Origin of the sequence: Cupriavidus sp. Met-2 (assembly GCF_049843575.1) — a bacterium.
GTDB classification, from domain to species: Bacteria; Pseudomonadota; Gammaproteobacteria; order Burkholderiales; family Burkholderiaceae; genus Cupriavidus; species Cupriavidus metallidurans.
Genome location: NZ_JBBHZL010000001.1, coordinates 1,032,655 through 1,045,852 on the forward strand (window position 1 = coordinate 1,032,655; position 13,198 = coordinate 1,045,852).

General features: G+C 65.9%; 10 protein-coding genes. 9 read left to right on the forward strand and 1 reads right to left on the reverse strand.

Annotation, left to right across the window (positions count from 1 at the left end):
• Positions 1-30 precede the first annotated feature (30 nt).
• From WD006_RS04900 to WD006_RS04915, 4 genes are all read left to right on the forward strand, one after another.
• Entirely contained in the window at positions 31-1,281 is a 1,251-nt protein-coding gene (locus tag WD006_RS04900; protein ID WP_011515831.1) for a lipoprotein-releasing ABC transporter permease subunit, read from the forward strand.
• The gene (locus WD006_RS04905; protein WP_029308212.1) at positions 1,274-2,023 is read left to right on the forward strand and encodes an ABC transporter ATP-binding protein; all 750 of its coding nucleotides are present in this window, start codon (positions 1,274-1,276) and stop codon (positions 2,021-2,023) included. The genes WD006_RS04900 and WD006_RS04905 overlap by 8 nt, the downstream gene beginning before the upstream one ends.
• A 73-nt stretch (positions 2,024-2,096) precedes the next feature.
• Entirely contained in the window at positions 2,097-2,924 is an 828-nt protein-coding gene (locus tag WD006_RS04910) for a TatD family hydrolase (protein ID WP_029308211.1), read from the forward strand.
• Positions 2,925-3,054: 130 nt separating this feature from the next.
• Entirely contained in the window at positions 3,055-5,610 is a 2,556-nt protein-coding gene (locus WD006_RS04915; protein ID WP_104669724.1) for a DNA internalization-related competence protein ComEC/Rec2, read from the forward strand.
• Here the strand turns inward: WD006_RS04915 and WD006_RS04920 are convergent.
• Positions 5,577-6,593 (reverse strand): MurR/RpiR family transcriptional regulator, encoded by a 1,017-nt coding sequence (locus WD006_RS04920; protein WP_035832954.1) that lies wholly within the window; start codon positions 6,591-6,593, stop codon positions 5,577-5,579. The two genes, WD006_RS04915 and WD006_RS04920, sit on opposite strands and share 34 nt — an antisense overlap.
• Before the next feature lie 300 nt (positions 6,594-6,893).
• On the opposite strand from WD006_RS04920, the gene edd reads away from it, so the two are divergent.
• The 5 genes from edd (at position 6,894) to WD006_RS04945 (ending at position 13,198) form a co-directional block, all read left to right on the forward strand.
• The gene (gene edd, locus WD006_RS04925) at positions 6,894-8,783 is read left to right on the forward strand and encodes a phosphogluconate dehydratase (RefSeq protein WP_029308208.1); all 1,890 of its coding nucleotides are present in this window, start codon (positions 6,894-6,896) and stop codon (positions 8,781-8,783) included.
• 171 nt (positions 8,784-8,954) lie between these two features.
• Positions 8,955-9,470 carry a gluconokinase gene (locus WD006_RS04930; protein WP_011515837.1) on the forward strand — a complete coding sequence of 172 codons (516 nt, stop codon included), beginning with the start codon at positions 8,955-8,957 and terminating at the stop codon, positions 9,468-9,470.
• A gap of 225 nt (positions 9,471-9,695) precedes the next feature.
• The gene (locus WD006_RS04935) at positions 9,696-11,171 is read left to right on the forward strand and encodes a circularly permuted type 2 ATP-grasp protein (RefSeq protein ID WP_011515839.1); all 1,476 of its coding nucleotides are present in this window, start codon (positions 9,696-9,698) and stop codon (positions 11,169-11,171) included.
• Between the two features lie 131 nt (positions 11,172-11,302).
• The gene (locus WD006_RS04940; protein ID WP_011515840.1) at positions 11,303-12,256 is read left to right on the forward strand and encodes an alpha-E domain-containing protein; all 954 of its coding nucleotides are present in this window, start codon (positions 11,303-11,305) and stop codon (positions 12,254-12,256) included.
• 84 nt (positions 12,257-12,340) lie between these two features.
• Positions 12,341-13,198, forward strand: a complete 858-nt coding sequence (locus WD006_RS04945) for a transglutaminase family protein (protein ID WP_194075061.1) — start codon at positions 12,341-12,343, stop codon at positions 13,196-13,198.

Sequence of the window (13,198 nt, forward strand, 5' to 3'; positions counted from 1 at the left end):
GGCGCTTTTCCTCGAACAACAGGACTCCTCTTGAACTTTCCTTACGAATGGCAGATCGGCTGGCGCTACACCCGCGCGAGCAAGCGCGCCAGCCGCAATACGTTCATTTCATTCATTTCGATGATTTCGATGATGGGCATCGCGCTTGGCGTGGCCGCCCTGATCGTCGTGCTCTCGGTCATGAACGGCTTCCAGAAGGAAGTGCGCGATCGGATGCTGTCGGTGCTGTCGCACATCGAAGTCATCGGCGCCGCGCCGCTGACGGACTGGCAGAAGACGGCCGCCGAGGCCCTGCGCAACAAGGAAGTGGTGGGCGCCGCGCCGTATGTGGCGGCCCAGGCCATGATGACGCGGGAAGACGTGGTGCGCGGCGTGCTGCTGCGCGGCGTGGACCCCGCCGAAGAGCCCAAGGTGTCGGATATCGCCAACCAGTTTCGCGCCGGCAGCATGAACGCGCTGGCGCCGGGTGGGTTCGGCATCGCACTCGGCAGCGAACTGGCCAATGCGCTGGGTGTGCGCGTGGGCGACAAGGTGATGCTGGTGGTGCCGCAAGGCACGATCACGCCGGCCGGAATGCTGCCGCGCCTCAAGCAGTTCACCGTGGCCGGCGTGTTCTCGTCGGGTCACTACGAGTTCGATAGCGCGCTGGCGCTGATCAACATCGGCGATGCGGAAACGCTGTTCCGCCAGAGCGGACCCACGGGCGTGCGCCTGAAACTGCAGGACATGCAGCGCGCGCCGCAGGTGGCCCAGGAGCTGGCGGGCACCATGAGCGGCGACCTCTACCTGCGCGACTGGTCGAAGCAGAACCGCAACTGGTTCGCCGCCGTGCAGACCGAAAAGCGCATGATGTTCATCATCCTGACGCTGATCATCGCCGTGGCCGCGTTCAACCTGGTGTCCACGCTGGTCATGACCGTGACTGACAAGCAGGCCGACATCGCGATCCTGCGCACGATGGGCGCCCAGCCGCGCTCGATCATGAAGATCTTCATCGTTCAAGGCGTGGCCATCGGCTTCATCGGCACCTTGCTCGGCGTATTGGGCGGCACGCTGATCGCCACCAATATCGACGTGATCGTGCCTTTCATCGAGCGGATCCTGCATGTGCAGTTCCTGCCCAAGGACATCTACTTCATTAGCGAATTGCCTTCGGACCCGCGCATGAACGACATCGCTACCATCGGTATCATTTCCTTCGTGCTGGCGTCGCTGGCCACGATCTACCCGAGCTGGCGCGCCTCGCGCGTGAACCCGGCGGAGGCGCTGCGCTATGAGTGATACGACGCTGCTCCCCGAAGCCTCATTCCAGGCCGGCACCCAAGGCCCTGGCACGCCAACCGGCACGCCGGTCCTGCTGGGCGAGGGCCTGACCAAGCGTTTCAAACAGGGCGGCCTGGACGTCGAAGTCCTGCGTGGCGTCGATGTGCGCGTCGACGCAGGCGAGAAGGTGGCCATCGTCGGTGCTTCCGGTTCGGGCAAATCGACACTGCTGCACGTGCTGGGCGGGCTCGACAACCCCGACGCCGGCCGCGTGGCGCTGCTGGGCAAGCCGTTCACGGCGCTGCGCGAGAAGGAGCGCAATATCGTGCGCAACCGCTCGCTGGGCTTCGTCTATCAGTTTCACCATCTGCTGCCGGAGTTCACGGCGCTCGACAACGTGGCGATGCCAATGCGCATCCGCGGCCTGAGCGAGCCCGCCGCGCGCGCCGAGGCGCAGGCCGTTCTTGAGCGCGTGGGGCTTGGCGGCCGCTCGAAGCACCGCCCCGGCGAACTCTCGGGCGGCGAGCGCCAGCGCGTGGCAATTGCCCGCGCGCTGGTCGGAAAGCCGGCCTGCGTGCTGGCCGACGAGCCGACCGGCAACCTTGACGACCACACGGCAGGCGGCGTGTACGACCTGATGCTGGAGCTGTCACGCACGCTGGGCACGAGCTTCGTGATCGTCACCCACGACCTCGACCTGGCTGGGCGTTGCGACCGCGTGCTGCGGCTGCGCGACGGTCATCTGCATCAAGAGCGTTGAGCGCCGGTAGCCAACCCGTAACCTTCCCATAGCCCTCCCTTAGCCTCCCCTTAGCCTCCCCTTAGCCCCCGCCATGTGGATCGACACGCACTGCCACCTCGACGCCAGCGAGTTCGATGCCGACCGGGCTGACGTCACGGACGCGGCTGCGGCTGCCGGTGTGACCGGCATTGTGTTGCCGGCCGTGGCAGTGGCGAACTTCGACGTGGTGCGTGGGCTGGCGCATACCGACCCACGCTGTGTCTATGCGCTCGGCATCCACCCGCTGTACTCGCGGGCCGCCGGGCAGGCCGATCTCGATGAACTGCGCCGCCAGGTGACGGCGTCGATCGACGATCCGCGCCTCGTTGCCATTGGCGAAATCGGGCTCGACTTCTTCGTGCCTGGGCTCGACGCCGCCCATCAAACCTGGCTGTACGCGGAGCAGTTGAAGATCGCGCGCGACTTCGACCTGCCCGTGCTGCTGCACGTGCGCAAGTCGCAGGACCAGATCCTGGCGCAGCTGCGTCGTGCGGGCGTGCGGCAGGGTATCGCCCATGCGTTCAACGGCAGTCACGATCAGGCGCACCATTACGTGACCCACGGCATGAAGCTCGGATTCGGCGGCAACGTGACGTTTTCCCGCGCGCGGCAGATCCGCCGCCTGGCCGCCGAATTGCCGATCGAGTCGATCGTGCTGGAAACGGACGCGCCCGATATCGCGCCCGCCTGGCTCTCCGACGATCAGTTCGGCGAGCAGCACAAGGCCCGCAATACGCCTGCGGAAGTGGTGGGCGTGGCGCGCGTCGTGGCCGAGCTGCGCGGCGTCTCGGAACGAGAGCTCGCCGATACCATGTGGCGCAATTCCGTGGCCGCGCTGCCAAGACTGGCGGCGTTCGCGGATGTCATGGCCCCTCGCTAGGCGGCCCTCAGCGCTCCGCGCGCAGATTTAACCTTCTGACACACCGACGTATCGCTCGGTCACGTTTCCCAGCTGTCAATCGCAGTACAAATAAGCCCTTCAGCAATCAGATGCGGGGGCGTGCCTTGCTATGCGTGCAGTGCTTCTCGCGTTCGTGGTGGGCTGCTGGTGGTTGCAGCAGCAGGCGGCACTGCCGGGGCCATGGGATTGGGTCGTTTGGGGGTGTTTTGCGCTGGTTGGACTGTTTGGGGTTTGGGGGGTGCGCGGGCGTGGGGCGCGGTGGGTAGTCTGGGCTCGATGGTTGGTGAGCCTGTCAATCGCGGCAATCGTGGGGTTGGGTTGGTCGGCGTGGCGGGCGGACATGCGGCTCGGTGCCTGGCTGGACCCGTCACTGGCAGGGCGTGATCAAATCATCGACGGTGTTGTCAGCGGATTGCCGGACGCGGCCCCGCACGGCACGCGGTTCCTGTTCACGGTGGAGAGCGGGGCGTCGGGTGGCGTGGCGATGGGAGATCGCCACGCAGGGGTGGCGCCACTGTCAACAGCGCCATTGCCGCCCAGGGTATTGCTGACGTGGCGAGATCCGCCGGAGGTGCTGCAGCCCGGCCAGCGCCATCGGTTGACGGTCCGTCTGCGCAGACCGCGCGGTCTCGCGAATCCGCATGGTTTCGACTATGGCTACTGGCTGCTTGCCGAAGGCATCGGGGCGACGGGCTATGTACGCCACGGTCAGTTGCTGAATCGTGATGCCGCGATGCCGTTGTCGATCCGGATCACGCAGTGGCGGGCCGGATTGCGTGACCGCTTGTGGGCGGCGTTGCCATCCGATGCGCAATACCGGGCAGTGCTCGTCGCGCTGGTGATCGGTGATCAGCGGGGCATTGGGCAGGCGGACTGGGATGTGTTCCGGCGCACCGGCATCTCCCATCTGGTCAGCATCTCCGGGCTGCACATCACGATGATATCGGGGGCAGTTGCGGAGCTCGCGGGCATGCTTTGGCGCCATTCGTTCGGCATCGGACGCAAGCTCCGGCGGCCGCTGCCGCTGATCTGGCCCGCGCAGAAGGTGGCGATGGTGGTAGCGGTGCAGACGGCGCTCGGCTACGGGCTGATTGCGGGCATGCAGATCCCGGCGCTGCGCACGGTATCGATGCTGATGGTCGCTGCCGTGGCGCTGTGGAGCGGGCGGACGCCACCGCCGACGGTAGTGCTCGCCTGGGCGGCGGGGATCGCGGTGGCCATCGACCCATGGGCGGTGATGTCACCGGGCTTCTGGCTGTCATTTGGCGCGGTGGCGGTGATCTTCCTGGGCGCGCGGGGCGACGGCAGTGGGGATGGAGGGGCGGTGGAGGAGCGGCAGGCGGATCCGAAAAGCTGTGTGAGCCGCTGTGTGAGCCGCTGGGTGAGTCGGATTGGCGGCGTGGCTGCCGAGGCGGCGCGCACGCAATGGTCGGTGACTATCGGGCTCGTACCGTTGACGCTTCTGCTGTTCGGGCAGGTCTCGGTGGTATCCGTGTTCGCCAATGCCGTGGCGATCCCGGTGGTTAGTCTGCTTGTTACGCCGCTGGCGCTTGCTGGCGCGGTGTTGCCGCCTGGCTGGGCTGCGCCGCTGCTGTGGATCGCCCACAAAGCGCTGGAGTGGTTGGTTGGGGGACTCGCGTGGCTGGCCGCGCCCGCGTGGGCAGTATGGGAGGCCGCGCACCCGGGTCCGGTGGCGACCGGGCTGGCATTCGCTGGTGTCTACGTCCTGCTCATCCCCCGTCCGTCGGATGCGAAAGGTGCCAGGCGAGTGCGGATCGTGCCGCGCTGGTTGGGCGTGCTGCTGATGGTGCCGATGCTCTCGGCCGGGCGCGAGCCGGTGGAGGAAGGGGAAATGCGTGTGACAGCGCTCGACGTCGGGCAGGGTGCAGCCGTGCTTGTGGAAACGCGCCGTCACGTGCTGCTCTACGACACTGGGCCTTCGTATGTGTCGGGTGCCAGCGCAGGTGGTCAGGTGATCGTGCCTTATCTCCGCGCGACCGGGGTGCGGCATCTGGACATGCTGATGGTCAGCCATGAGCATGACGACCACGCGGGTGGCGTTGAAGCCGTGCTGCAGGCCGTGCCGGTAGCGCGGGGGCTGACGGCGGAAGGACCTGGGAACAAGCCACTGCCAGGCTTGCCGCAGGGGCGCGCGTGGCAGCCGTGTCTGGATGGCGTTGCGTGGCGTTGGGATGGCGTGGACTTTGAGGTCCTGCACCCGACGGAAGAGGGTCTGGCGCGCCAGCGCTTGTCGGCCAACGCCCGGAGTTGTGTGCTCCGCGTGGCAACGGCGCAGCGCAGCCTGCTGCTGACCGGCGACATTGGTGTATCGGAGGAGCGGCGGCTGATCGATAGCGAACTAGGTGAGCGATTGCGTGCGGATTTCCTGCTGGTGCCGCATCACGGCAGTGGCACGTCTTCACATGCGGCATTCCTGCGGGCTGTACAACCCGAAGTGGCGGTGTTTCAGCTTGGCTTCGCGAACCGGCACAGGCATCCGCGTGAAGATGTCTGGCGGCGGTACGCGCGTGCGGGCGCGGCGCGGTATCGCACCGATGAAACCGGCGCGGTGTCGATCGTCACGGGCGGCGGCGACTACGTGGTGACGTCGTTCCGTCAGCAACAGCGCCGTTATTGGCGAGACGCGCCGCCCGCGCCACGGTGAGCGGCGGGCTTGGTCGTCTTGTTGGCAGGGCTGTCGGACTTAGTCGGGCGACGCGCCGCCCGGCTCGGTTTGGTTGACTGTGATGTCGCCTCGGATGCAGTTGTGGCAGAGGCCGCTGCTGGGGTCTTGCCCAGCGGCGCCGGATCGGCACCCGCAATCCGGCGCTCGCGCAGATGTGCCTTGGCTCGCTGCAGGCCTGCGGCGACCGAGTCGGCACGATCTAGCGCCACGCCTGCGGCCAGCACGTCGCCGAGCACGAGATGGCAGATGCGCGAAGTCATGGGCGTATAGACCTCGCTGTCCTCTTCGACGTCGGAGAAGACGCAGACGTCCGCAAGGCGGGCGAGCGGTGATCCGCTATGGGTCAGCGCCAGCACGCTGGCGCCGCTGCTGCGTGCCAGCGTGGCGGCGGTGAGCATGTCCCATGTGCGGCCGCTGTTGGACACCAGCACGGCGACATCGCCCGGGCGCAGCAGCGCTGCGGACATGCTGAACACGTGCGGGTCCGAGTAAGCCGTGGTGGGAATGCCTAGGCGGAAGAATTTGTGCTGGATGTCGAGCGCAACGATGCCCGAGTTGCCGCAGCCATAAAACTCGATGCGGCGCGCCCCGGCCAGTAGCCGGATACCGTGCTCGATCTGGTCGGCGGACAGTGCGTTTCGCACGGACATCAGCGTGGCGATGGTGCGGTCGAACACCTTGCCGGCGATATCGGCGGGCCGATCGTCGGCTTCCACGTCCTGGTGAACGAAGGGCGTGCCACCCCCCACATTCTGTGCGAACTGAAGCTTGAACTCCTTGAAGCCGTCGTAGCCAAGCGCGGCGCAGAAGCGGGCGATCGTCGGCTGCGAGACGCCGGCCCGGTCCGCCAGTTCCGGCATGGTCAGTCGGATGACGCTCGCACCGTGTCGTGCCACGTAATCGGCCAGGCGGCGTTCGGACGGGCGTAGCGAGTCGTAGACGGCAAGGATTCTGTCGCGCATGGTGAGGGAGTGCGGGATCGTGCGTAAGGGTACTGGGGTGGGGCGCCGGTTGTGCCGGTGCCCCTGGGCTGGCTTCAGTGCAGCCTCGGTAATGTAGAGATTCTACACAGATTGCGAGGGTTCCCGGAAGGGTTTGCGCCGGGGGTTGTGCTCGGGATTTACCCGGATTTCCTGTGAAATTGCCGCATTACCCAAGGCACTTGTCTTCCGGTGGCGCGGGTCTCATGGATATAATGTAGAAATTCTACAAGCTAGGCGTCCAATGGATGCCTCGGTTTCCCCACCAGGAAGAACTCCAACATGTCCCAAGCCGTTCTTGCCGAGGTACTGGCCGTCACGCAACGTATCGTCGACCGCAGTCGCGCCAGCCGGGCGGCCTATCTAGCCAGATGCGAGCGCGCCCAGCAGGAACTCGGGCCCTTGCGCGGCATGTCCTGCGCGAACCTTGCCCACGGCTACGCCGCACTGCCTTCGGACGACAAGCTCAAGCTGCGGGTCGAGCATGCCCCGAATCTCGGCATCGTGACCGCCTACAACGACATGCTGTCCGCCCACCAGCCCTATGAGCGTTACCCGACCGTGATTCGCGAAGCCGCGCGCGCCGTGGGTGGCGTGGCGCAGGTGGCAGGTGGCGTGCCGGCCATGTGTGACGGGATTACCCAGGGCAACGCCGGCATGGAGTTGTCGCTGTTCTCGCGCGATGCGATCGCGATGGGCACGGCCGTCGCGCTGTCGCACAACACGTTCGATGCGGCGCTGATGCTGGGCGTGTGCGACAAGATCGTGCCGGGTTTGCTGATGGGGGCGCTGCAGTTTGGCCATTTGCCGATCGTGTTCGTCCCGGCCGGGCCGATGGCAACGGGCCTGTCCAACAAGGAAAAGGCGCGTGTGCGCCAGCTCTATGCCACCGGGCAGGTCGGGCGCGATGCGTTGCTGGAGGCCGAATGCGCCGCCTATCACGGCGCGGGTACCTGCACCTTCTATGGCACCGCCAATAGCAACCAGTTCCTGATGGAGATCATGGGCCTGCACATGCCCGGCTCGGCGTTCGTGCATCCGGACAGCGGCCTGCGTGACCCGCTCACCGCCGCGGCAGCCCAGCGGGCGCTGGCCCTGATCGCTCGCGGTGACGCCTATACCCCGCTGGCGAAGATTGTCGACGAACGGGCGATCGTCAACGCGATGGTTGGTCTGCTGGCCACTGGCGGCTCGACCAACCACACGATTCACCTGGTGGCGATGGCGCGCGCCGCCGGCATCCTGATCGACTGGAACGATTTCGACTGCCTGTCAGCGATCACGCCATTGCTGGCGCGTGTGTATCCGAATGGCTCGGCCGATGTGAACCATTTCCACGCAGCGGGCGGCGTGGCCTATGTGATTGCCCAACTGCTCGACGCCGGTCTGCTGCACGAGGACGTGCAGACCGTGGCGGGCCCCGGCCTGAAGCGCTACACCGAGGAGCCGGTCATGAACGATGGCGTGCTGCGCTGGCGGGCTGGCCCGGCCACGAGCGGGGATGAGTCGGTGCTGGCGCCAGCGTCGGCGCCGTTCTCACCCGAGGGGGGGCTGCGGCTGATGGCGGGCAACCTGGGGCGCGGGGTGATCAAGGTCTCGGCCGTGGCCGACGAGCACCGAGTGGTCGAGGCGCCGGCGCGAGTCTTCGATTCGCAGGAAGCGCTGCAGGCCGCCTTCGAGGCAGGCGAACTTGATCGTGACGTAGTGGCCGTGGTGCGCTTCCAGGGCCCGAATGCCAATGGCATGCCCGAGTTGCACCGGCTTACCCCCGCGCTTGGCGCGCTGCAGGATGCCGGACGCAAGGTCGCGCTGGTAACCGATGGCCGCATGTCGGGCGCGTCGGGCAAGGTGCCCGCCGTGATCCATGTCGGGCCGGAGGCGCTGGCAGGCGGGCCGCTGGCTCGGGTGCGCGACGGCGACGTCATTCGCGTGGACGCATTGGCGGGCACGCTCGATCTGGTGGGTGATGCTGCCACCCAGGCTGACTTTGCCGGGCGAGTGCCGGCAGCGGCGCCAGTCGACGAATTCACCCGTTTCAGCATGGGCCGGGGCCTGTTCGGCCTGTTCCGCCGCCATGCGCGGGCCGCCGAGGAGGGGGGCAGCGCGCTGGACCTGTCCGAAGCCGATGCTCTGGCACCCGCTGTCCAAACGGCGTCCGCCGTCGCACAATAGGCGGGCCGTCAGGCGGCGCTCGCGCCAATCATTCCGTTTCTCTTGCGTACTCTTCCGGGGTGCCCGGCAGCACGCGCTGCACCCCGGAAGCACCTTCGCGCCACATCGACGTGGCCGAAGGCTACCGACAAGGATGGCAACACCATCCGACACATGATCGATGGAGCAGACATGATCTATATCCTGATGGGCGTTTCCGGCAGCGGCAAGAGCACGGTCGGCCAGATGCTGGCGGACCGTCTTCATTGCGGTTTCCACGACGCGGACAGCTTCCACAGCGACGCCAACAAGGCCAAGATGCACGCCGGCATCCCATTGACCGATGACGACCGCTGGCCCTGGCTGGACGCGATGCGGGCCGCCATCGACGCCGCCCGCGCCGAGGGCCGCACCCACGTGTTCACATGTTCGGCGCTGCGCCAGGTCTATCGGGACCGCCTGCTGCCGGCCGACGGCGGCGTGACCTTCGTGTTCATGAAGGGCGACGCCTCGACGATCGGCAGCCGCCTGTCCGCGCGCACCGACCATTTTTTCAATCCCGCGCTGCTCCAGAGCCAGTTCGAGACCCTGGAGGAGCCTTGCGACGCGCTCGTGCTCGATATTCGCCGCACTCCCGAGGCACTGGTCGAGGATATTCTGGAAAAATGCCCGCCGGCATCGGCCGCCTGTTCCGGGAAGGCGCCCTGAATAACTTGTGGCTGGCAAGCATCTTGCTAAATCGTTTCTGTGTACCGGCGCGTGTCACTTGTGTGCAACCCCTTGCGGGTTCAGCCGGTACGGATATGCTGAAGGAGTCGACTCGACAAGGCATCGATAAACGGGCGGCGGCGGTTGGTATCAGGCAGTAACCGGGAGACAACCACCGGAGGACAACCGCGGCAAGGCGCCCAATTTCACGAAGGAGCGGCCATCATGGCGGCGCGGTTTTTCGACGAGATGCTGGAAGGGCGAGAGGACGGAGCAACCGAGGCCATCGAGGCCGGGCGGGCGCTGCCGTCGGGGGCGGTCAGGCCCCACTACCGGAACTTTGCCGAATGGCTGGGACGGCAGTCTGCGGCGACGATGAGCAACAAGCGCGCGGAAGCGGATCTGATCTTCCGGCGCGTGGGTATCACCTTTGCCGTCTACGGCGACAAGGATGAGTCCAACAGCGGGACCGAGCGGACCATTCCGTTCGACGTGATCCCGCGCATTTTCCCTGCCAGCGAGTGGGGCACGCTCGAGCGCGGCCTGCGGCAACGCGTTGCGGCGCTAAACCGCTTCATCCACGACATCTACCACGGGCAGGACATTATCCGTGCCGGCGTGATTCCGCCGGACCAGATCTACAACAATGCGCAGTACCGCCCGGAAATGCTGGGCATCGACGTGCCTCGTGACATCTACGCGCACGTGGCCGGCATCGACGTCGTACGCGCGGGCGAGGGCGAGTTCTACGTTCTCGAAGACAACCTGCGGGTGCCATCGGGCGTGTCGTACATGCTCGAGAACCGCAAGATGATGATGCGGTTGTTCCCCGATCTGTTCGCCCGCAACCGCGTGGCCCCGGTGGCGCACTATCCCGATCTGCTGCTGGACATGCTGCGCAGCGTGTCGCCGCAGAATATCGCCGATCCGACCGTCGTCGTGCTCACGCCGGGCATGTATAACTCAGCCTATTTCGAGCACGCGTTCCTGGCCCAGCAGATGGGCGTCGAACTGGTGGAAGGCAATGACCTGTTCGTCGAGGACGACCACCTCTACATGCGCACCACGCAGGGGCCGCAGCGTATCGACGTGATCTACCGGCGCGTGGACGACGATTTTCTCGATCCACTCGTTTTTCGCCACGATTCCGCGCTGGGTGCGGCCGGGCTGCTCTCGGTCTACCGTGCCGGCAACGTGACGATCAGCAATGCGATCGGGACGGGCGTGGCCGACGACAAGTCGATCTACCCGTACGTGCCGGACATGATCCGCTTCTATCTCGGCGAGGAACCCATCCTGTCGAACGTGCCGACCTACATGTGCCGGCGTCCGGATGATCTGCAGTACGTGCTCGACCATATGCAGGATCTTGTGGTCAAGGAAACGCATGGCGCCGGCGGCTACGGCATGCTCGTGGGACCGGCTGCGACGCGCGCGGAGATTGACCAGTTCCGGGAGGTCGTGAAATCGCGCCCCGAGCAGTACATCGCGCAGCCGACGCTGGCGTTGTCGACTTGTCCGACCTATGTCGATGCGGGCATCGCGCCGCGCCATATCGACCTTCGCCCGTTCGTGCTGTCGGGCAAGGAGGTGCGCATGGTGCCGGGCGGGCTGACGCGGGTGGCGTTGAGAGAGGGCTCGCTCGTGGTCAATTCGTCCCAGGGCGGCGGTACCAAGGACACCTGGGTGCTGGAACGCTAGGAAGCCGTTTCAGAATGATTCTGGCGTCGTTGCGCGGCCTTGCCGCACTGCTTCAACCTAGCCAGAACCGCTTCGCTTCAATCTGCAACGGCTTCTAAGTCCACAGACGCTGTTTGCCGGGAGATTTCACCATGCTGAGCCGTACCGCCGACCACCTGTTCTGGATGGCCCGCTATACCGAACGCGCGGAGAACACCGCGCGCATGCTCGACGTCAACTACCAGACTTCGCTGCTGCCGCAATCGGCGGAGGTGGCCGAACAGGGTTGGTGGGCAATGCTCGATATCTCCGAATTGACCGAGGCCTACGACCACAAGTACGGCCTGCTGCACCGTGACGACGTGATCGACTTCATGGTGCGCGACATGACCAATGTCTCGTCGATCATGAGCTGCCTGCGTGCGGCACGTGAGAATGCGCGCGCGGTGCGTGGATCGCTGACGACCGAGGTCTGGGAGACCATCAACACCACCTGGCTCGACGTCCAGCGCATGATCGCCGATGGCGAGCTGCATGAGGATCCCTCGCGCTTCTTCGAGTGGGTCAAGTTCCGCTCGCATCTGGCCCGTGGCGTCCAGTTCGGCACCATGCTCAAGGACGACGCGTTCCACTTTATGCGGCTTGGCACCTTCCTGGAGCGGGCCGACAACACCGCGCGGATTCTCGACGTCAAGTTCCAGGCCTCGGGCCGCGATGATAGCGATCCGAACCGCGAGCAGAACGATTTCTATCACTGGGCGGCCGTGTTGCGGTCGGTCTCCGGCTTCGAGGTCTATCGCAAGATCTACCGTGCCGTGATCACGCCGCAGCGCGTGGCGGAACTGCTGGTCCTGCGGCCCGACATGCCGCGTTCGCTGGTTTCCAGCATGGACGAAGTGGTCGCGATTCTGGCGCTGGTGTCGAACCAGCAGTCGGCGGAGACCGAAAGGCAGGCTGGTAAACTTCACGCAGACCTAAAGTACGCGCGCATCGACGACATTTTCGCCGTCGGCCTGCATGCCTACCTGACCAGCTTCCTGGAGCGCATCGGCGACCTCGGCAATGGCATCAGCCGGGATTTCCTCGTGCCGCTGCTAGCTGCCTGACCGTTGCAGGAACCCCCGGCGCCACGCGCCGGGTGTGCGGTATCCCCGACTGGGGCCGGCATGCATGTGGCGCGAGATATACCCGTGAAATACAAGATCCACCATAAGACCATCTATCGATACACCGAGCCGGTGCGCCGCAGCGTGCATGAGCTGCGTCTGGCGCCCCGCAGTGGCCCACTGCAGTCCGTGCAGTACTGGACGCTTTCCGCGCCGGGTAACCTTTCCGAAGCGCGTGACGGTTTCGGCAATATCGTCCACAACTTCACCATGGCCGGTCCGGCCCGTACGATTGCGATCGTCGCTACCGGCGAGGTCGAGGTCAGGATCGATCAAGCCCCAACGGGCCAGGCGGGCGCCGAGGCCGGGGAGGGTGGCCATGGCGCTTTCCAGGACCTGCCGGAAGCCGGTGAGTCGCGCGTGTCGCCGCTCTATTTTCTATCGGGCACGCCGCTGACCCAGGCGCCTGCGGACATGCAGGCGTTCGCAGCCCCGTACCTGGCCGCTGGCCACGAGGTGCCGGCCCTGCTGACATTGGCCGACGGCATCGCCGAGCGCGTCCAGTACCGGGCCAATACGACCGATGTCGGCACGTCCGCCGTCGAGGCTTTCCGGCTAGGCAGCGGGGTCTGCCAGGATCAGGCGCAGGTTATGGTGGCGGCATGTCGCGCGCTCGGTATTCCGGCGCGCTATGTCAGTGGCTACTTCTTCGATGCGGCCGCAGCCTCGCTGGCCAGTCATGCCTGGGCCGACATCTGCCTGGATGCGGACCGCGGGCTCTGGTGCAGTATCGATGTCACGCATCGCTGCATCACCGATGGGCGCCACGTCCGCCTTGCTGTGGGGCGTGACTATGCCTCGGCCGCACCAATCCGGGGCATCCTCGAAGGCGGGGCGGGGGAAACAATGGAAGTCGACATCGAGATCACGCCGCTGGCCTGA

Excerpts from the sequence above, each read along its gene's own strand:
- WD006_RS04915 (WP_104669724.1), top strand. The coding sequence starts at position 3,055 with ATGCGTGCAGTGCTTCTCGCGTTCGTGGTGGGCTGCTGGTGGTTGCAG.
- WD006_RS04910 (WP_029308211.1), top strand. The coding sequence starts at position 2,097 with ATGTGGATCGACACGCACTGCCACCTCGACGCCAGCGAGTTCGATGCC.
- WD006_RS04920 (WP_035832954.1), bottom strand. The coding sequence starts at position 6,593 with ATGCGCGACAGAATCCTTGCCGTCTACGACTCGCTACGCCCGTCCGAA.
- edd (WP_029308208.1), top strand. The coding sequence starts at position 6,894 with ATGTCCCAAGCCGTTCTTGCCGAGGTACTGGCCGTCACGCAACGTATC.
- WD006_RS04905 (WP_029308212.1), top strand. The coding sequence starts at position 1,274 with ATGAGTGATACGACGCTGCTCCCCGAAGCCTCATTCCAGGCCGGCACC.
- WD006_RS04940 (WP_011515840.1), top strand. The coding sequence starts at position 11,303 with ATGCTGAGCCGTACCGCCGACCACCTGTTCTGGATGGCCCGCTATACC.
- WD006_RS04935 (WP_011515839.1), top strand. The coding sequence starts at position 9,696 with ATGGCGGCGCGGTTTTTCGACGAGATGCTGGAAGGGCGAGAGGACGGA.
- WD006_RS04930 (WP_011515837.1), top strand. The coding sequence starts at position 8,955 with ATGATCTATATCCTGATGGGCGTTTCCGGCAGCGGCAAGAGCACGGTC.